Genomic DNA, 17,878 nt, shown 5'->3' on the forward strand with positions numbered 1-17,878 from the left:
ATGGACTTCACGCTCAACGACGAACAACGGCTGTTCCGCGACACGCTGCGCGACTTCGTCGACCGCGAGATCGTGCCGGTGGCCCGCGACTGGGAGGCGTCCGGCCGGTACCCGACCGAGATCGTGGAGGGGATGAAGCAGCTCGGCCTGTTCGGCCTCGCCGTCCCCGAGGAGCACGGCGGGCTCGGTGCCGACACGGTGTCGTTCGCGCTGGCCTTCGAGGAGATCTCGCGCGGCTGGATGGGCATCGCCGGCATCCTCGGCAGCCACTCGGTGTCCTGCTTCATGCTCGCCCGGCACGGCACCGAGGAGCAGAAGGCCAAGTACCTGCCGGAACTGGCCACCGGGCAGCGCCGCACCGGCATCGCGCTCACCGAACCCGGCGCGGGCACCGATCTGCAGGGCATCCTCACCACCGCCCGCCGCGACGGCGACGACTACGTCATCAACGGCACCAAGATGTGGATCACCAACGCCCGGCACGCCGACCCGCTGCCGGTGCTGGTCAAGACCGATCCCGGCGCCAGCCCCGCGCACCGGGGCATGAGCATCCTGCTCGTCGACGCCGACACGCCCGGCCTGGAAGTCACCCGCGACATCGGCAAGCTCGGCTACAAGGGCACCGAGTCCTGCGAGGTCGTGCTCACCGACGTGCGGGTCCCGTCCTCCCAGCTGCTCGGCGGCGTCGAGGGGCGCGGCATGCAGCAGGCGCTGTCGTCGCTGGAGACCGGGCGGATCAACATCGCGGCGCGCAGCGTCGGCATCGCCCAGCGCGCCTACGAGGAAGCACTCGGCTACGCCCGCGACCGCACCGCGTTCGGCCAGCCCATCGGCGACTTCCAGGCGGTGCAGCTGCGCATCGCCGAGATCGCCGTGCGCCTGCAGTCGGCGCGGCTGATGACCTACTGGGCGGCCTCGCGGATGGACGACGGGGTGCGGATGGACACCGAGTCCGGCATGGCCAAGATCTTCGCCTCCGAGCAGGCCCTGGCCTGCGCGACCGACGCCATGCGCATCCACGGCGGCTACGGTTACTCCACGGAGTTCGAGGTCGAGCGGCTGTACCGGGACGCCCCGCTGATGTCGATCGGCGAGGGCACCAACGACGTGCTGCGCGGCGTGGTCGCCAAGGCGCTGCTCGCGGGCAAGGCGACGTTGCGGTGACGCGAACAGGAGGATCGACGATGACTCTGTCCCGGCAGGTGGCCGATTTCGCCGCGAAGGCCTCGCTCTCGGACGTACCGGAGGAGGTGCTGCTGCGCGCCCGGCACCTCGTGCTCGACGCCGTCGGACTCGCCTTCGCCTCCACCCGCTACCCGTTCGCGGCGGTCGCGCGGGACGCGCTGAGCGCGTTCGGCGGCGGTGACCACCCGGTGCTGGCGATGCCCGACCGGCTCCCGGCGCGCGACGCCGCGGTGCTCAACGGCGTGCTCATCCACGGCATGGACTTCGACGACACCCACATCCCGGCGGTCACGCACGTCTCGGCGGCCGCGCTGCCCGCGGCGCTGTCGGCGGCGGTCGCCCAGGGCGCCACCACCCGGGACCTGCTGCTGGCCTACGTCCTCGGCGTGGAGGTCTCGGCGCGGGTCGGCGTCGGCGGGGCCGGCGGGTTCCACGACGTCGGGTTCCACCCGACGGCCGTCGCGGGCGCGTTCGGCGCGTCGGTGGCCGCGGGCAAGATCACCGGGCTCGACGCCGACGGGCTCGCCACCGCCCAGGGCATCGTGGGGTCGATGAGCTCCGGTCTGCTGGAGTTCCTCGCCGACGGCGCCTGGACCAAGCGCCTGCACCCGGGCTGGGCGGCCATGTCGGGCCTGACCGCCGCGGGCTTCGCGAAGGCGGGCTGGACCGGGCCGAACGAGGTCTACGAAGGCCGGTTCGGGCTCTACAACACGCACCTGACCGGCCGCGAGACGCGCCCCGAGGCCGTGGTCGAGGGCTGGGGCGAGACGTGGGAGCTGATGCGCACCGCCGTCAAGCCCTACCCGATCTGCCACTTCATCCACGCCTTCGCCGACGCCGCGCTGATCCTGCGCCCCGAGATCGGCGACACCGAGATCAGCAGCATCCGGTGCGCCATCCACCCGGTGCCGGGCAAGGTCGTGTGCGAGCCGCTGGAGGTCAAGTGGGCTCCGCGCGACGAGTACGACGCCAAGTTCAGCCTCCCGTTCGTGGTCGCGGCCGCCCTGCAGCGCGGGCGCTTCACGCTCACCGAGCTGGAGGACGAGGCGCTGCGGGACAGGGGGATTCTCGACCTGGCGGGCAAGGTGACCGTCGTCGACGACGACGAGAGCGCTTTCCCCGGAGCGTATTCCGGATACGTGGAGATCGAGCTGGCCGACGGGCGGGTGCTGCGGCACCGCGAGCAGGTCAACCGCGGCCACGACGAGCGCCCGCTGAGCAACGACGAGATCGTCGCGAAGTTCCACGACACCATCGGCACCGCGGCCTCGACGGCCACCGCCGAGAAGGTGCTCGACGCGGTCCTCTCGCTCGGCGACAACACCCCGGCGGCCGACTTCGCGGAGGCCTGCCGTGGCTGACCCCGTGGTGGCCGACTCTGTTGTGGCTGATTCTGTTGTGGCTGACGGGGTGCGGGTCGGAGTCTTCCTGACCCACCAGCAGCCCGAAGGGCGGGACCCGGTCGAGGCGTTGGGCGAACAGCTCCGCCTCGTCCGGGCCGCCCGGGACGGCGGGTTGGACTCGGTGTTCGCCGGGCAGCACCACCTGCCCGAGTCGTTCTCGCACATCCAGCCGCTGCCGTGGTTGGCCCGGCTGGCGGCCGAGGCAGGGGAGATGCGCATCGGGACCGGGATCCACCTGCTCGCGCTGCACAACCCGGTCGACACGGCCGAGAACTTCGCGAGCCTCGACGCGGTCACCGGCGGGCGCTCGGTCTTCGGCGTGGGCCTGGGCTACCGGGAGGTCGAGTACGCGGCGTTCGGGATCCCGCCGGAGCAGAAGGTCAAGCGGTTCACCGAGAACCTGCGCATCGTCCAGGAGCTGTGGAGCGGCGAACCGGTCCACGCCGACAACCCGTGGTGCCGCCTCGATGGCGTCCGCTCCACGTCGCTGCCGCGCAGCAAGCCCCCGGTGTGGATGGCGGCGAACTCCGACGGCGCGGTCCGCCGCGCCGCCCGGCTCGCCGACACGTGGATGATCAACCCGCACGCCACGAGCGCCACGATCCGCAGGCAGCTCGACCTGTTCCACGCCGAACGCGCGGTAGCGGGCCGTGAACCCGTCCGCGAACTGCCGCTCATGCGCGAGATCTACTGCGCCCCCACGAAAGATCGCGCCCTGGAGCTCGCCCGACCGCACCTGACCCGCAAGTACCAGGTCTACGCCGACTGGGGCCAGGACAAGGTGATGCCGGACCGGGAATCCTTCCGCACCGACTACGCCGAACTCGCCGACGACCGCTTCATCGTCGGCTCCCCGCAGGACTGCGTCGACGCGTTGCTCCCGTGGCGGGACTCCTTGGGTGTCAACCACTTCATCCTCCGCACCGACTGGGCGGGGATGCCGGTGGAAGACGCCCTGGCGTCGCTCCACCTCCTCGCCACCGAGGTCGCCCCCGCCCTCCGCTCGTCCTGACCCCCGGTGGGCTGACGGATTACCGGAGTAATCCGGTGACGGAAAACTCCCGTAATCCGGTGACGGAAAACTGCCGTAATCCGGTGACGGAAAACTGCCGTAATCCGGTGACGGATTACTCCCGTATTCCGGTGGCGGATTACGGGAGTAATCGGGGTGACGGAATACTGCCGTAATCCGTCACCTCGGGATGGGAGGTGGGCTAGGGCAAGGAGTCCGCTATCTTTCGAGCCTTCTCGTAGCAGTCCTCGCAGGTGGGCCAGAACCAGGCGAGTTCGGAGTTGTCGGCGCTCTGCTCGGTCAAGCCGCACAGCGTCGACACCGAAGTCCCGGTCGGGTAGACGAAAGTTCCTTCCGGGCGCGGGTCCTCGCTCGCATGACGTGCCAATGCCGACGGAACCCAATGAAACGGATACATCGCTGACCCCCAGGTGATCTGTGACTGTCCACATCAGAATCGACGTCTACTAGTCAGCGATCAAGTACCTGATCGAGCGATGGATATACCAGTTCAGAGGGCCTACGTTTCGTCTCGTGCCTGTAGACGCCAACACGATGACCCCGAGAGCTCGCGCCTTGGCCGCAGCGATCCGCACGGTCCGCGAGGAATGCGGCATCAGCGGCCGCGAACTCAGCAAACGCCTCGGCATGAGCCACGGCACGATCTCCCACTGGGAAACCGGCCGCAGAGTACCGACTCCGGAAGACGTCGCCTCCCTCCTCACCGCAGCCGGCATCACGGGAGTTGAGAAGAGGCGGATCGTCGATCTGGCCAAGCACGCCAGCGAACCCAACTGGCTCACAGTCGGCATGCCAGGCATCCCCCAGCAACTCGCAGGCGCAGTCGAATGCGAACGCTCGGCCTCGGCGATCTACCAGTGGGCGCCCATGCTCATCCCAGGGCTGCTCCAGACGACCGACTACGCGCGGGCGCTGTTGAAAGCAGCCGGTTTGCCACCCAACGAGATCGAGGCCCGGATCATGGTGCGCATCGCTCGCCGGGAGGTGATCACGCGCAAAAAACCCCTCGACCTGCACGTGCTGCTGGGCGAGAACGCGTTGCGGGATCGAATCGGGTCGAGCGAGGTTATGGTTGATCAGCTCCGCCACATCCGCGAGCTGATGCTCCGGGGCAACGTGACGGTCCAGCTCGTGCGCCCCAGCGTGGGCTGGCACCCCGGAGTGCTCGGTCCCTTCGTCCTGTACGAGTTCCCGGACTCGCCCTCAGTGGTTCACTTCGAGCACTTCAGCTCGGGAGCCTTCGTCGTCGACACAGATGACGTTCACGAGTATGGACACGCGGTCGACCTGATCGGCAGAGTTGCCTTGAGTCCTGAAACTACCTCAGAGCTCATCGAAGAGATCGCGAGCAGCACGGAGGCCCAGTGGTGAACGAAGTGCGGAACTGGCGCAAGTCCAGCTACAGCGGCCCGAACGGCGAATGCGTCGAGGTCGCCCGATTATCCGGCCACACCGCAGTGCGCGACTCGAAGCACCCGGCAGGCGGCTTCGTCACGGCGACTCCCTCCCAGTGGAGTGCGTTCGTGCACGCGCTCAAGCTCAACCGCTTCGCGGACTAGAATCGCAAGCGACGGCTCACGTCTTCACCCTGTGCCCTTTCCGCGTTCAGTGGGGTGGTCGCCTCTGGAGGGGGACAGTTTTAGCCATAATTGTCCCGATATTTCGGACATTGATCATGGGTGATTATGGCTAAAACTGTCCCCTGTCAACGGCCGATGGCAACGTGGGCGGCGCGGCGGCCCGGGCGAGCTGCCACCGGGGGTGGCTCGAAGTCGGCGGCCTCGATCTGTTCCGCGATGAGGGCCTCGGCTACGCTCGGCGGCTGCGTGAGGCCGGGGTGCCGTGCGACCTGCACGTCCCGCCCGACGTGGACCGCGGGGCCGACGCCGTGGACGCCGTCGATGAGCCGGTTCCGGATCGAGATGATCGAATCGGTGCGGCCGCACGTGGGGTGAACCGAGGAGGGAACGTGGACGCGCCGTTGATCGGTATTGAGGAACCGGGCTCGTTCGGGTGGCGGGTGTTCCACGAGCGGCACCCGGTGATGATCGAGCGGTTGTGCGCGGCGCACCCCTTCGGCCCCGACGTGCGCGACGCCCTGTCCGCGCTGTTCGAGGAATCCACCGGCGGCGTCGTCGCGCCGCTGGACGACGACGCTCCGGATCACGACGTCTGGAACGCCTGGATCGCCGACGAGGTCGGCAAGCCGTGGTCGCAGACCTCGTTCCTGTTCGCCGAGAGCTACTTCTTCCGGAAGCTCCTCGCGGCAACCGGATTCTTCTCCTCCGGGCCGTGGCGCGGGGTCGACCCGTTCGCGCCGATGAAGCGGGCCGAGCTGCACAGCGCCGCCACCGCCGACACGCTCAAGGCCCTCGACGCGCTCCCGCAGCTCGACGTCGCCGAACGCGACGCCGCCGCCGTGCGGGCGGCGGTGTGGGGCAACCAGGCCGACCTGGCGTTCCAGCTGTCCACCGACGCCAGCGGCACCACGTCGGGGCTGGTCACCGGCTCGCCCGAGCAGTTCTGGGCGCTGTTCGGCGAACCCGGCGAGGTCCACCTCGTCGCCGACAACGCCGCCGGCGAGCTCGCCGCCGACCTGGTGCTCCTCGACCGGCTGCTGACCACCGGCCGCGCCGAGCGGGTCGTGCTGCACGTCAAGCCGACGCCCTACTACGTCTCCGACGCCACCCCGACCGACGTCGTCGAAGTCCTGCACCACCTCGTCGCGATCCCCGGCGAAGCGGGCGAGATCGGACGTCGAGTCCAGGACTCGTTGCGGGAAGGGCGGATCGGCGTGCGCTCGCACCCGTTCTTCTGCGCGCCGAAGGAGTACGCCGACATGCCCGACGACCTGCGCGCCGAGTTCGCCGCGGCCTCGGTCACGATCTTCAAGGGCGACCTCAACTACCGGCGCCTCGTCGGCGACCGGCACTGGCCCGCGACCCTGCCCTTCGCCGATGCCGTCGCGCACTTCCCCGGACCGGTGGCGACGCTCCGCGTGCTCAAGTCCGAGGTCATCGTCGGCCTCGACACCGACGCGGTGTCCGCGCTCGACGCCGAAGGTCAGGCCTGGCGCACGCAGGGCTCCCACGCCCTCATCCAGACCCGGCGGTGACTACGCGCTGATGTGTCCCCGATCACGTCCGGGCAACCTCGGGCTCTCCCGCCGCGAAGCGATCCTGATGGGGGAGGGCGAATTCGCGGCCGTGCTCCGGAGATCGCGGTAGCGTCGATCTCGCGGTCGATGGGGGAACGTCGACCGCGAGATCGGAGAACTGGGGAGGCAGCGATGTTCGGTGCGCAGGTGAACCGTCGGTCCGCGCTGATCGGCGGGGTCGGAGCGCTGGGGGTGGCGACCGTCCTGCCCGCTACCGGGTCGGCGCAGGAGTACCCGCCGAACTGGCCCGCCGTGGAGCCCTACGGCACGGCTGACCAGCGGGAGGACCTGAAGTTGCGGGCGGACAACACGCGGGTCCTGGACCTCGAACTGCGGCCCCGGGACGATGAGCGGGGGCGGGTGTGGATCCGCGACACCTACGTCAACCACTTCGTCGTCGACGGCAAGTCCGTCTACGTCGCCACCGGGACCACTCGGCCCGCCGGGACCGCAACGGCGGGCGGGTACAACGACGGGATCTTCGTGTGGACCGCCGAATCCCTCGACGGGCCGTGGAAGTTGGTGGACACCACCGGGATCCGGCCGGACGCTGACAAGGGCAAGGTGTGGTCGCCGGAGTTCGTCACCGAGAACGAGCCGGGCCGGACCGTCGTCGCGCCGTGGCAGACCTACTGGGGTGAGGGCGAGAACAAGCGCGGCGCCGCGTGGGCGCCCGAGGTGCACCACTTCCGGGGGACCTGGTTCATCGTGGCGTGCATGGGGGACTCGTCGCGGAAGGTCGGGTCGTTCATGCTGCGCAGCGAAGGCGGCCTGGCCGGGCCGTACCGGGTGGTGAACGGGAACCTGGAGAAGCCCTTCGGCGACCGCAACCCCGGTGTCCCCGACGACGTCGACGAGAAGCGGTACTACCACATCGACGGGGGTCTCCACACCGAAGGCGACAAGGCCTGGCTGGTGCTGCACAACGACCTCTACGCCGAGTTCCAGGACGACATGGAGGACATCGTCCCGAAGACGAACCTCCCGACGTTCCAGCAGCAGCGCTACGACCCGGAGCCCTACCTCGAAGGCGCGCACGTGATCAAGTACGAGGGCAAGTACTACCTCGTGCACGCCGCGTGGAACAAGAAGGGCGCGAACGGGCGGCAGGCCTACACGCCGGAGGGGGAGAAGTTCCAGTACGACGCGGTGATCGCGGTGTCGGACCGGTTCGAGGGGCCGTACTCCCGGCGGTGGACCGCGGGGATCGGGGCCGGGCACAACAACCTGTTCGTCGACGCCGACGGGGCGTTGTGGGCGACGTTCTTCCGGAACCCCGCCGCCGGGTACTGGAGCGTTCCCGGGCGGAAGGAGGACGCCGCCGTGGCGGGGATCGTGCGGATGGAGTGGACCGGGCCGTCGGGGAACCGGGTGTACGCGCGGCGCCGGGGGTGAGGGCGGCCGGCGGTCTTGGTCCGAACCGCCCGGGCGTGACTTCGTCTGAGCCAGGACGGTTCGGGCCAGAACCGCGCACTACTTGGAGCGGAAGTCCGCCGCCGACGTGGCGTCGGTGAGGTGGGGCCAGCGGGGTTCGTCGCCCTTGGGGTCGTCGCCGAGGATCGTGACGCGGCGGCCGATGCGGCGTTCGGTGTAGTCGTTGACCGCGTAGTGCTGGGTGGCGCGGTTGTCCCACATGGCGATCGCGCCCTCGGTCCAGCTGAAGCGGCAGACGTTCTCCGGGCGCTCCGCCGCGGTGAACAGGTGCTGCAGGATCGCGTCGCTCTCCGCGCGCCGCAGCTGCGGGATGCGCAGCGTGAACATGCGGTTGACGTACAGCGAGCGGCGGCCCGTCACCGGGTGCGCGCGCACCACCGGGTGCTCGGCCTCGAACACCGTGCCGTTGGGGTGGGTGAAGGAGTGCACGGCGGTGAGCCCGTCCAGGAAGTCCCGCAGCGGCGCCGAGAGGTTCTCGTAGGCCAGGTGCTGGTTGCTCCACATCGTGTCACCGCCGCGCGGCGGGCAGTGCACGATCTGCAGGATCGACGCGATCGGCGGGCTCGCCTGGAACGTGACGTCGGTGTGCCACACGTCGGCCTTCGCGCCCTGGTCTGAGTCGAGCACGACGATCTCGTCGTGGCCCTCCAGCTTCGGCAGGAACGGGTGCACCTCCGGCTCGCCCAGGAACCGACCGAAGGCCTTGTGCGCCTCGGGCGAGAGCTCCTCGGCCTCGGGGAAGAACAGCACCAGGTTCTCCAGCAGCAGCGCGTGCAGCTGCGCGAAGGTCTCCTCGGTCAGCCCTTCCAGGTCGACTCCGCGGACCTCGGCGCCCAGCGCGCCGGAAGCCGGGCGCACGTCGATGCTCGACATGGGTGATCACCTCGTTCTCTCTCTGCTGCAGTCGTTTTCGGGCGCGCTCGCGCCCACGTGGGTCGTTGCGCGCACGTGCGTTGACGTGGTGTTGAGCAGTCGGTAAGGATGAAAAGCACGGAGGCGGACGGGTCTTCAATCCGAGAGAAAGCAGAGTTCCATGGATTCCGAGGAATCGCGCAAGGCCGGTCTCGAACTCGCCGGCCTCATCGACCTGGCGACACCTTTCGCCATCCGCACGGCGGTGACGCTGAAGCTGCCGGAGCTCATCGCCGATGGCACCGGCGACGTCGCCGCGCTGGCCGAGGCGAGCGGCGCCGACCGGGACGCGCTGGAGCGGCTGCTCCGCCACCTCGTCCACATCGGACTGTTCAGCGACGAGGACGGGAGTTACGGGCTCACGGCGCTGTCCCGCCGGCTGCTCGCCGAGGACGGCAAGTGGCTCAAGGACTGGCTGCTCCTCGACGGCCCGGGCGCGCGGATGGACCTGGCCTTCAGCGGCATGCTGCACTCGGTGCGCACCGGCGCGTCGGCCTACGGCGCGGTGCACGGCACCCCGTTCTGGGACGACTACCAGCGCGACGACGACCTGCGGCGCTTCTTCGGCGACGTCATGGTCGCCTACGCCTGGCAGACCGGCCCGGTGCTGGCCGCCGAGTTCGACTGGGAGCCCGTCCGGAGCGTCATCGACATCGGCGGCGGGCAGGGCGCGCTGCTGTCGGAGATCGTCAAGGCCAACCCGCACCTCGACGGCGAGGTCCTGGACCTGCCCGCCGTCGAGCCGGAGGCCGAGGAGTTCCTGCGCGAGGCCGGGGTGGCCGAGCGGGCGACGTTCGTGCCCGGCAGCTTCTTCGACGAGCTGCCCACCGGCCGGGACGTCTACCTGGTCTCGCGGGTGCTCACCGACTGGAACGACGAGGACGCTGCGCGGATCCTGCGGCGCTGCGCCGAAGCCGCGGGCCACGGCCGCGTGGTGATCGTCGAGGTGCTCGCCGGGGACTCCCACGCCCAGCAGAACACCTCGTTCGACCTGCAGTCGCTGGTGCTGCTCGGCGGCCGGGAGCGCAGCGTCGCCGACTTCGAGGTGCTGGCGGACAAGGCGGGCCTGACCGTCCTGGACACCCGCACCTGGCCCGGTGGTCTCGTCGTCGTGGAGTGCGGGAAGCGCTGAGCCGCGCACGGCGCCGGTCCTCACGCCCATCGGGGCCGGCGCCGCGACCGCGGATCGGGCACCAGGCCGAGCTGGCAGAGCCGGTCGAACGGCGTCATCGGGTGCAGCCCGAGCCCGGCGAGGTTGTGCATCACCTGGTAGCTGAGCCGCCGGTTCGCGCCGGTGTTGCGCAGCGCCCGCCGCCCGATGGCGCGGCCCGCCCACGACAGGTCGGTGAGCATCCGCGAGGCGTTGTGGCTGATCGTGCCGATCTGCTCGATCTCCGGCAGCCTGCGGTCCTGGTAGTCCCGCAACGCGCCGTCCACATCGGACCGCTCGGCGAGGCCGGTGCTCAGGGCGTGGGCGTCGTAGATGGCGCTGTTCATGCCCTGGGCAGCCATCGGGTGCACCGAGTGCGCCGACTCGCCGACCAGCGCGATGCCGGGTGCCGCGATCGCGGGCGCGGTGAAGTGCGAGACCGGCAGCGTCTGCCGGTGCTCCACGGCGGTGCGCAGCTGCTCCTCGAACTCCGCGAGCTCCGGCAGCTCGGTGAGCAGGGAGTCGGTCCAGCCGCGCAGCCCGACGTCGTCGATGCCCCGGAACTCGTCCGGCTGGATCTGCACGTAGAGGCGAATCCTGCTGCCCGGCAACGGGTACCGCATCCGCAGGCCGCGCGCGGTGGTGTGGGCGACGACCTCGGGAGCGGCGTCGGGCACGTCGGCGAGGTCCAGGGCGACCAGCCGGTGCGGGTAGTCCCGCCGCCGCGCCTCGATCCCGGCCGCCTTGCGCAACCGCGAGGAGATCCCGTCAGCGGCCACCACCAGCGGCGCCCGGATCTCGCCGTCGTTGAGCGCCGCACCGGCGATCCGGCCCCCGTCGCGGACCACGTCGGAGACCGGGACGCCCCGGCGCAGCTCGACGGTGTCGGGCAGCGTGTCGGCCAGCGCCTCCAGGATCGACTCGTGGTCGGCCGAGAGCAGCCAGTTCGACCCGTCCGGCAGCTGCGAGTAGTCCAGCGCCATCCGGCCGCGCGCTTCCACCGCCACCAGCCGCGAAAGACGCACCGCGCCGCGCTCTTCCAGGACCTCGCTCACGCCCCAGGCTCGGAGGATCTTCAGCGCGCCGGGCTGCAGCACCTCGCCCTTGGGGATGCGGGGGACCGTCGCGCGCTTCTCGACGACCACGACCCGCAGGCCCAGCGCACCGAGCGCGTGCGCGGCGGCGAGCCCGCCCACACCCGCGCCGCAGACCACGGCATCGGCGTTCTCCGCACTCATCCGGGAAGGGCCTCCTCGTCCGGGATCTCGTGCCGCGACCGCATCACCGCCTGGGTCCACGCGCTGAACACCAGCGCCGGGACCAGCAGGGCCAGCACGACGGGAAGGGGCACCGTGCGCGCGAGGATCGCCGCGGCGAGCACGAGGCGCTCCACCACGAGGATCTCGTGCGCGCGCAGCGCCCGAGCCTGGCTCAACGTGGGCGCCAGCCGCACCAGCGGCAGCACCGCGATCAGACCGGCCCCGGCCGCGACGGTCAGCAGCAGCGCGAAACCGGGCCGGTGCGGCCACAGCAGAGCCGGCATCGCGATGCCGATCGCCGCGACGTAGAGCCCGACGGCCAGCCGGGCGGCGTAGCGCTGCCCCTTGCGGACCGGGACCGAGCGGTACCCGGCGGAGCGGTCGCCGTCGACGTCCCGCATCGTGCCGACCAGGTTCGACGCCGTGTCGTGCAGCAGGAAGACCAGCGCGAACGCCACCGCCGACCACCCGGGGAGCGGGTCGGCGACCATCGAACCGATCAGGAACGCCAGCGCCGTCACCAGACCGCGCACCAGGTTCCCGGACAGGCCGATCGCCTTGCAGAACCGGCTGTAGGCCACGATCCCGCACAGCGCCAGCAGCACCAGCGGCAACGCCAGCGAGTTCGCCCAGGTCAGCACCGTCGCCGAGGCCAGAGCGAAGCCGACGCCGCAGAACACGGCGGTGCCCGGCGCCAGCCTCCCCGACGGGATCGGGCGCTGCGGCTTGGCGAGCCGGTCCAGGTCCCGGTCGAAGTAGTCCCCGAGGTAGTGCGCGGACAGCCAGCCGAACGCGGTGCCGGAGCCCGCGAGCGCGAACTCGGCGAACCCGGCCGCCCCGCTGACCCCGGCGCCCGCCACGCCCACCAGCACCGGGTACGAGAGGGTGTAGGGCCGGGAGGTCTGGACGTGCGCCCACAGCGCGGTCCGCATCGTCACCGGCTCCGGTCGATGGACAGGTCCGCGATCGCCCGCATCCGCTCGACCGCCTCCGCGCCCGGCAGGCCCGCCAGGCTGTCGCGGGCGGCGGTGATCTCCTCGGCGGCGCGGGAGCGGCTGAGCTCCAGCGCGCCGGTCGACTCCAGCAGCTCGCGCATCAACCGGTGCGCCTCCTCGGCCGGGAGCTCGCCCGACAGCGCCTCGGCGAAGCGGGCCTTCCCGGCGCTGTCGGCGTTCTCGTGGCCCACCAGCACCGGGTGCGTCGGGCGCAGGTTCGCCACGTCGCTGGTGGCGGGCTTGCCGGTGCCCTCGCCCAGGTAGGGCAGCAGGTCGTCGTAGATCTGGAAGCCGACGCCGAGGTGCTCGGCGTAGCGGGTGACCGCGTCGGCCTGCTCGGGGGTCGCGCCGCCCAGGATCGCTCCGGCCCGGCAGGCACCCCGGAACAGCGCGCCCGTCTTGAGCGCCGCCATCTCCTGGTAGTCGGCGACCGGGCAGGTCAGATCGCCCGCCATCTCCGACTCCCGCACCTGGCCCCGGCACACGTCGGCGCCCGCGCCGGCCAGCACCCGCGCGGCCTCCAGCACCGCGCCCGGTTCGGCCGAGCACTCCGAGAGGGCGGTGACCATCGTCAGGATCAGGAAGTCGCCGGTGACCAGCGCGTCGGCCATCCCGTAGCGGGCGTGCACCGTCTGGCGGCCCCGGCGCAGCTCGTCGTCGTCGATGATGTCGTCGTGCACCAGCGTCGCCACGTGCAGGTACTCCACCGCCAGCGCGGCGGGCAGCAGCGGGGCGCTGTTCCCGCCGGTGGCCTCCGCCGAGGTCAGCAGCAGCACCGGCCGCAGCATCTTGCCCGGAGCCAGCAGCGCGTGCCCGGCCATCTGCTCGGTGCGGTCGGCCACCGCCGACCACCGCTTGTCCATCTCCCGGCCGAGCAGCTCGACGAGCTCCGGGGCGAATCCGTCGTCGTTCATGCCGAAACCGGTCGCTGCGCTGCGGAATCCGCGACGAACCGGCGCGCGACCTCCAGCAGCTCGTCGTTGGCCTCGGCCGTGCCGACCGTGACCCGCACCCCGGCGCCGTCGGCCAGCGTGCGCACCGCGATGCCCTCCTCCGCGCATCGGCGCACGAACTCCTCGTTGCCCTCGCCCAGCTTGAGCCAGTGGAAGTTGGCCCGGCTGCGCGGCACGTCGATGCCGAGCTCGCGCAGTCCCGCGTGCACCCGGTCGCGCTCGGCGGCCACCGCCGCGCACCGCTCGCGCATCGCCTCCTCGGCTCCCAGCGCCGCGATCGCGGCGTCCTGGGCGACCGTGCTGACCCGGTAGAAGTAGGAGCCCGGGGTCAGCGCCGTCACCACCGAGGGGTCGGCGACGAGGTAGCCGACCCGCAGGCCCAGCAGCCCGTGCGACTTGGAGAAGGTGCGCACCACCGTCACCCGCGAGTCCTCGGCCGCCGCCCGCAGTCCGTCGGCGAGCTCGGCGGGATCGGCGAAGTCGGCGTAGGCCTCGTCGATGAGCACGCGCACCCCTGCGGGCAGCCGGTCCAGGAACGCGCGCAGCTCGTCCGCGCCGAACGCCGCGCCGGTCGGGTTGTTCGGGTTGCACAGCAGCACGACGCTGGTCCGCTCGGTGACGGCGTCGGCCATCGCGGCCAGGTCGTGCGCGTCGTCGCGCAGCGGCACCGGCACGGCCGTCGCACCCGCGCAGCGCACCAGCAGCGGGTACATCTCGAACGACGGCCACGCGTGCACGATCTCGCCACCGCCGGCGAACGCTGTCAGGAACTGCTGCAGCAGCGCACCCGAACCGGGCCCGACGAACACCCGCGAGGCGTCCACCCCGTGGTGCTCGGCGATGGCCCGCGTCAGACCGGCCGACATCGCGTCGAGGGTGAGGTTGATCCGCTCCGATCCCGCCACGACGGCCTCGCGGACACCGGGCAGCGGTGGCGCGAAGTTCTCGTTGAGGGACAACTGGTGCCGAATGGTGGGCACAGGCCGGTCTCCGTTCCTCGACAAGTGCGCGCGTGCCTGCTCACGAGCGCGCAGCGTTCGAGCGCAGAGGGAAGTTCCGGAAATCAGGCGAGACGAATTTTTCGCAGTTCTCCCCGCACTCAGAGCCTGACGTCGACGATCTTGATCCGCGTTCTCCCGCGTTGTCAACGAATCCCGGTCAACACGGGGTAAATCCCAGGGATGACCCTGAAAAGCCCAGCTCGGACTCGGGGTCGCGGAACAGTTCACTGTGGATGGATCGAGAATTTCCCGGAGGTCCGGGAATTTGCCGGATTAACAATTGTTGCGGCCGCGGAACAGCACCTGGTCGAAGATCGAGCGCTGGCGTAGAGTCCGGCCGCGCGTCGAAAACGGCCATCGGGCAACGAATTCGACGCGACCCCTGAGCATGAGGCCGCGCGATCGTGCGCGACCGGAGTGGAGGCAGCCGCATGACGACCGTCCCCGAGGAGCTCGACCGGGCGATCGGCGAGGGCGCTGAAGCCCTGTTCGCGGCCCAGCGCGCCGACGGCGTGTTCGACTACAGCGCGGACAACCTGACCTCCACCCTCGGCACCGTCGGGGCCCTGTCTGCGCTGCACCACGCCGACCCGCGGGGCAGCGCCGACCTGATCGAGGCCGGGGTGGGCTGGCTGCGGCGCACCCAGAACCCCGACGGCGGCTGGGCGATGGTCCCCGGGCTGGACAGCGAAGCCGGTCCCACGGCGGTGAGCTCGGCGGTGCTGCACCTCGTCGACCCCGACGGCAGCGCCGAGGCGGTGCGCGCCGGGCAGCGCTGGATGGACGACTTCGGCGGTCTCGACGCGATCCCGCACCCGGAGGTCGTGTCCTGGTGCCGCCAGTACTACGGCTTCGTCGGCTGGCTCTCCGCCGACGAGATGCGCCGGTTCCCGCTGGAGCTGGGGATGCTGCCGGGCCTGCACCGCAAGGTCTTCGACCTGCGCATCCCGATGGCCTTCGCGCTCGGCCTCGCCCAGGCCCGGCACAAGCCGCTCAACCCCGTGCAGAAGCTGCTGGCCAAGCTCGGCGAACCGGGCGCGCTCAAGGCGATCCGCCAGGTCCACGAGCACGAGGGCTCCACCGGCGCCTGGTGCGAGAACGCGTGGGTGACGGGGCTGGTGTGCACCGGACTCGCCCGCGCAGGGCTCGCGCCCGACCTCGTCGAGGCCGCCGTGCAGTGGTTCCGCAAGACGATGGACCCCGAGGGCTGGTGGCAGACCGGCCCGCTCGACGCCGCCTGGACCATGTACGCCGCGCGCGGCCTCGCCGAAGCCGGCTACGCCGACGACCCCCGGCTGACCGCCTCGGTGGACCTGTTCGTGCGGTTGCAGCAGCACCGCCCGTTCCTGGCCTTCGGCTGCCCGCCCGGCTACTGGGGCTGGGCGGGCACCGCGGGATGGCCCTCGACGCTGGAGACCGGCGAGATCCTGTCCGTGCTCTCCCGCCTGCCCGGTGACCGGCAGGCCGGGGCGGTGACCGCCGGGGTCGACTGGCTGACCCGCATGCAGGACTCGCGCGGCTCGTGGGGGCTGTGCGTGCGCAACACCAAGGTCGCCAACAGCGGGCCCTGCCCGATGACGACCGTGCAGGCCGTCGACGCGCTGCTCGACGCCGGAATCCCCTCCTCCGACAGCAGGATCCGCCGCGCGCTGCGCTGGCTGTCGACCGCCCAGCTGCCCGACGGCGCGTTCGAGTCGGTCTGGTACCGGCACCACACGATGGCCACCGCCGCCGTGCTGGAGACCTTCGCCCGCGCCGGTCAGGCCGACGGCGACACCGCCCGCCGCGCGCAGCGGTGGCTGGAGCGGGCTCGCCTCGACGACGGCTCGTGGGGCGACGGCCACGGTGCGCCCGCCACCGTCGAGGAGACCGGCTGGGCCGTCTCCGGCCTGCTCGCCGCCGGAGCCGACCCGGAGTCGGTGCGCGCGGGCGTCGACCGGCTGCTGGAGCGGCGCGAGCCCGGTGGTGGGTGGCCGTCGGAGAGCGTCAACGAGTACGTGCGCCACGTCAGCCGCTACAGCAATCCCGCGCTCGCCCAGGGCATGGCGCTGCGCGCCCTCGGCCGCTACCGCAACTCGCAGCGCCTCACGAACGGAGAACACGCATGACCGGCGCGACGCAGCAGGACTCCTTCACCGAGGACTACTGGCAGGACCCGCACGCCGCGTTCGCCGAGGCGCGCGCGACCTGCCCCGTCCAGGCGGTCGACTTCGAGGGCGGCCGGACGTGGCTGGTCACCCGCTACGACGACGTCAAGGCCGGGCTCACCGACGAGCGGCTCGCCAAGGACTGGCGCGCCTGCCTGCCCCCGGAGGAGCGCGAAACGGCCCCGCCCGGCCTGCCCGCGCCGATGTCGCACATGCTGACCTCCCTCGACCCGCCGGAGCACACCCGGCTCCGCGCCCTGGTCACCCAGGCGTTCACCGCCCGCCGCATCGCCACCCTGCGCCCGCGCGTGGAGGAGCTCGCCGAGGAGCTGCTGGCGGAGCTGCCCGAGGACGAGACCGTGGACCTGGTGGCGCGGTTCGCGATCGTGCTGCCGATGGTGGTGATCAGCGAACTGCTCGGCGTGCCCGAGATCGACCAGGCGGAGTTCGCCCGGCTGTCCACAGTGCTCATCGACGAGTGCCCCGACGAGGAGCTGGCCCGCGCCTCCGCGCAGATGGCGACCTACCTGGAGGGCCTGGTCGCGGCCAAGCGCGCCGCCCCCGACGACGCGCTGCTGTCGGCGCTGATCTCCGCTTCCGACGAGGGCGACCGGCTCTCCGACCTGGAGATCGTCGCGATGGCGATGCTGCTGCTCATGGCCGGGCACGAGACCACGGCGGTGTTCATCACCAACGCGGTGCGCGCCCTGGTCGACGACGACGCGGCCCGCGCCCGGCTGTCCGAACCGGAGAAGGTGCCGTCGCTGGTCGAGGAGCTGCTGCGCTGGCTGTCACCGGCGCTGAACGCCTCGCTGCGCTTCGCCACCGAGGACGTGGACATCGGCGGCGTGCGGATCGCCCGCGGCGAGTCGGTGACCCTGTCGACCGGCGCCGCCAACCGCGACCCGCAGCGCTACCCGAACCCGGACGTCCTCGACCCCGACCGCGACGTCAGCGGCCACGTCGCCTTCGGCCACGGCATCCACCGCTGCCTCGGCGCGGCCCTGGTCCGGCTCGAAGGCGAGATCGCCCTGTCCGCCCTGTTCACCCGGCACCCGGACCTCTCGATCGAGGCCGACCCGGCCGAGCTCACCTACCGCCGCAGCGTCCACGTCCACGCCCCGCGAACCCTGCCGGTCCGGCTGGGCCCCCGGGCCTGAGGACAGTTTTAGCCATAATTGTCCAGACAAAAAGGACATTGATCATGGGTGATTCTGGCTAAAACCGTCCACTGCCGCACGAGGCTCAG

At 71.1% G+C, this 17,878-nt stretch carries 16 protein-coding genes; 10 read left to right on the forward strand and 6 right to left on the reverse strand.

All coding sequences use genetic code 11. The annotated features are described in order from the left end of the window. Genes QFW96_RS17190 through QFW96_RS17200 form a run of 3 tightly spaced genes read left to right on the forward strand, consistent with a single transcriptional unit; the run spans position 1 to position 3,600 of the window. The gene (locus QFW96_RS17190; RefSeq protein WP_281456681.1) at positions 1-1,164 is read left to right on the forward strand and encodes an acyl-CoA dehydrogenase family protein; all 1,164 of its coding nucleotides are present in this window, start codon (positions 1-3) and stop codon (positions 1,162-1,164) included. 20 nt (positions 1,165-1,184) lie between these two features. Next, positions 1,185-2,546, forward strand: a complete 1,362-nt coding sequence (locus tag QFW96_RS17195) for an MmgE/PrpD family protein (RefSeq protein ID WP_281456682.1) — start codon at positions 1,185-1,187, stop codon at positions 2,544-2,546. A 37-nt stretch (positions 2,547-2,583) separates the two neighbouring features. After that, positions 2,584-3,600, forward strand: coding sequence for an LLM class flavin-dependent oxidoreductase (locus QFW96_RS17200; RefSeq protein ID WP_281456683.1), 1,017 nt, complete (start codon positions 2,584-2,586; stop codon positions 3,598-3,600). 202 nt (positions 3,601-3,802) lie between these two features. On the opposite strand, the gene QFW96_RS17205 is transcribed toward QFW96_RS17200, so the two are convergent. Then, the gene (locus QFW96_RS17205) at positions 3,803-4,018 is read right to left on the reverse strand and encodes an HC3 family zinc finger protein (RefSeq protein ID WP_281456684.1); all 216 of its coding nucleotides are present in this window, start codon (positions 4,016-4,018) and stop codon (positions 3,803-3,805) included. A gap of 116 nt (positions 4,019-4,134) precedes the next feature. Here QFW96_RS17205 and QFW96_RS17210 point away from each other — a divergent pair, with 116 nt between their 5' ends. The 4 genes from QFW96_RS17210 to QFW96_RS17225 all read left to right on the forward strand — a co-directional run bounded on the left by QFW96_RS17210 (position 4,135) and on the right by QFW96_RS17225 (position 8,173). After that, positions 4,135-4,992 (forward strand): helix-turn-helix domain-containing protein, encoded by an 858-nt coding sequence (locus QFW96_RS17210; protein WP_281456685.1) that lies wholly within the window; start codon positions 4,135-4,137, stop codon positions 4,990-4,992. Continuing rightward, the gene (locus tag QFW96_RS17215; protein ID WP_281456686.1) at positions 4,989-5,180 is read left to right on the forward strand and encodes a DUF397 domain-containing protein; all 192 of its coding nucleotides are present in this window, start codon (positions 4,989-4,991) and stop codon (positions 5,178-5,180) included. Before QFW96_RS17210 ends, QFW96_RS17215 begins: the two co-directional genes overlap by 4 nt. A gap of 410 nt (positions 5,181-5,590) precedes the next feature. Further along, positions 5,591-6,736, forward strand: a complete 1,146-nt coding sequence (locus QFW96_RS17220) for a damage-control phosphatase ARMT1 family protein (RefSeq protein ID WP_281456687.1) — start codon at positions 5,591-5,593, stop codon at positions 6,734-6,736. Positions 6,737-6,910: 174 nt separating this feature from the next. Further along, positions 6,911-8,173, forward strand: a complete 1,263-nt coding sequence (locus tag QFW96_RS17225) for a family 43 glycosylhydrolase (RefSeq protein ID WP_281456688.1) — start codon at positions 6,911-6,913, stop codon at positions 8,171-8,173. Positions 8,174-8,251: 78 nt separating this feature from the next. Here the strand turns inward: QFW96_RS17225 and QFW96_RS17230 are convergent, their stop codons facing one another. Continuing rightward, the gene (locus QFW96_RS17230) at positions 8,252-9,085 is read right to left on the reverse strand and encodes a TauD/TfdA dioxygenase family protein (protein ID WP_281456689.1); all 834 of its coding nucleotides are present in this window, start codon (positions 9,083-9,085) and stop codon (positions 8,252-8,254) included. A gap of 160 nt (positions 9,086-9,245) precedes the next feature. Here QFW96_RS17230 and QFW96_RS17235 point away from each other — a divergent pair, with 160 nt between their 5' ends. Further along, positions 9,246-10,256 carry a methyltransferase gene (locus QFW96_RS17235; protein ID WP_281456690.1) on the forward strand — a complete coding sequence of 337 codons (1,011 nt, stop codon included), beginning with the start codon at positions 9,246-9,248 and terminating at the stop codon, positions 10,254-10,256. 20 nt (positions 10,257-10,276) lie between these two features. Here the strand turns inward: QFW96_RS17235 and QFW96_RS17240 are convergent, their stop codons facing one another. The 4 genes from QFW96_RS17240 to QFW96_RS17255 are packed head-to-tail and all read right to left on the reverse strand — an operon-like array spanning position 10,277 to position 14,461. Continuing rightward, positions 10,277-11,512 carry an FAD-dependent oxidoreductase gene (locus tag QFW96_RS17240; RefSeq protein ID WP_281456691.1) on the reverse strand — a complete coding sequence of 412 codons (1,236 nt, stop codon included), beginning with the start codon at positions 11,510-11,512 and terminating at the stop codon, positions 10,277-10,279. Further along, positions 11,509-12,465 carry a UbiA family prenyltransferase gene (locus QFW96_RS17245; protein ID WP_281456786.1) on the reverse strand — a complete coding sequence of 319 codons (957 nt, stop codon included), beginning with the start codon at positions 12,463-12,465 and terminating at the stop codon, positions 11,509-11,511. Before QFW96_RS17245 ends, QFW96_RS17240 begins: the two co-directional genes overlap by 4 nt. Positions 12,466-12,467: 2 nt before the next feature. Next, entirely contained in the window at positions 12,468-13,442 is a 975-nt protein-coding gene (locus tag QFW96_RS17250) for a polyprenyl synthetase family protein (protein WP_281456692.1), read from the reverse strand. Then, complete coding sequence (locus QFW96_RS17255; protein WP_281456693.1) at positions 13,439-14,461, reverse strand: aminotransferase class I/II-fold pyridoxal phosphate-dependent enzyme; 1,023 nt, start codon at positions 14,459-14,461, stop codon at positions 13,439-13,441. The genes QFW96_RS17250 and QFW96_RS17255 overlap by 4 nt, the downstream gene beginning before the upstream one ends. Before the next feature lie 452 nt (positions 14,462-14,913). On the opposite strand from QFW96_RS17255, the gene QFW96_RS17260 reads away from it, so the two are divergent. Both QFW96_RS17260 and QFW96_RS17265 read left to right on the forward strand, forming a co-directional pair. Beyond that, positions 14,914-16,590 (forward strand): prenyltransferase/squalene oxidase repeat-containing protein, encoded by a 1,677-nt coding sequence (locus QFW96_RS17260; RefSeq protein WP_281456694.1) that lies wholly within the window; start codon positions 14,914-14,916, stop codon positions 16,588-16,590. Next, complete coding sequence (locus QFW96_RS17265) at positions 16,587-17,789, forward strand: cytochrome P450 family protein (RefSeq protein ID WP_281456695.1); 1,203 nt, start codon at positions 16,587-16,589, stop codon at positions 17,787-17,789. Before QFW96_RS17260 ends, QFW96_RS17265 begins: the two co-directional genes overlap by 4 nt. Positions 17,790-17,878 lie beyond the last annotated feature (89 nt).

It is taken from the genome of Saccharopolyspora ipomoeae, assembly GCF_029952525.1.
GTDB lineage: Bacteria > Actinomycetota > Actinomycetes > Mycobacteriales > Pseudonocardiaceae > Saccharopolyspora > Saccharopolyspora ipomoeae.

Coding starts and splice junctions, on each gene's coding strand:
- QFW96_RS17190 (WP_281456681.1), top strand. CDS start 1: ATGGACTTCACGCTCAACGACGAACAACGGCTGTTCCGCGACACGCTG.
- QFW96_RS17195 (WP_281456682.1), top strand. CDS start 1,185: ATGACTCTGTCCCGGCAGGTGGCCGATTTCGCCGCGAAGGCCTCGCTC.
- QFW96_RS17205 (WP_281456684.1), bottom strand. CDS start 4,018: ATGTATCCGTTTCATTGGGTTCCGTCGGCATTGGCACGTCATGCGAGC.
- QFW96_RS17225 (WP_281456688.1), top strand. CDS start 6,911: ATGTTCGGTGCGCAGGTGAACCGTCGGTCCGCGCTGATCGGCGGGGTC.
- QFW96_RS17230 (WP_281456689.1), bottom strand. CDS start 9,085: ATGTCGAGCATCGACGTGCGCCCGGCTTCCGGCGCGCTGGGCGCCGAG.
- QFW96_RS17235 (WP_281456690.1), top strand. CDS start 9,246: ATGGATTCCGAGGAATCGCGCAAGGCCGGTCTCGAACTCGCCGGCCTC.
- QFW96_RS17240 (WP_281456691.1), bottom strand. CDS start 11,512: ATGAGTGCGGAGAACGCCGATGCCGTGGTCTGCGGCGCGGGTGTGGGC.
- QFW96_RS17245 (WP_281456786.1), bottom strand. CDS start 12,465: ATGCGGACCGCGCTGTGGGCGCACGTCCAGACCTCCCGGCCCTACACC.
- QFW96_RS17250 (WP_281456692.1), bottom strand. CDS start 13,442: ATGAACGACGACGGATTCGCCCCGGAGCTCGTCGAGCTGCTCGGCCGG.
- QFW96_RS17260 (WP_281456694.1), top strand. CDS start 14,914: ATGACGACCGTCCCCGAGGAGCTCGACCGGGCGATCGGCGAGGGCGCT.
- QFW96_RS17265 (WP_281456695.1), top strand. CDS start 16,587: ATGACCGGCGCGACGCAGCAGGACTCCTTCACCGAGGACTACTGGCAG.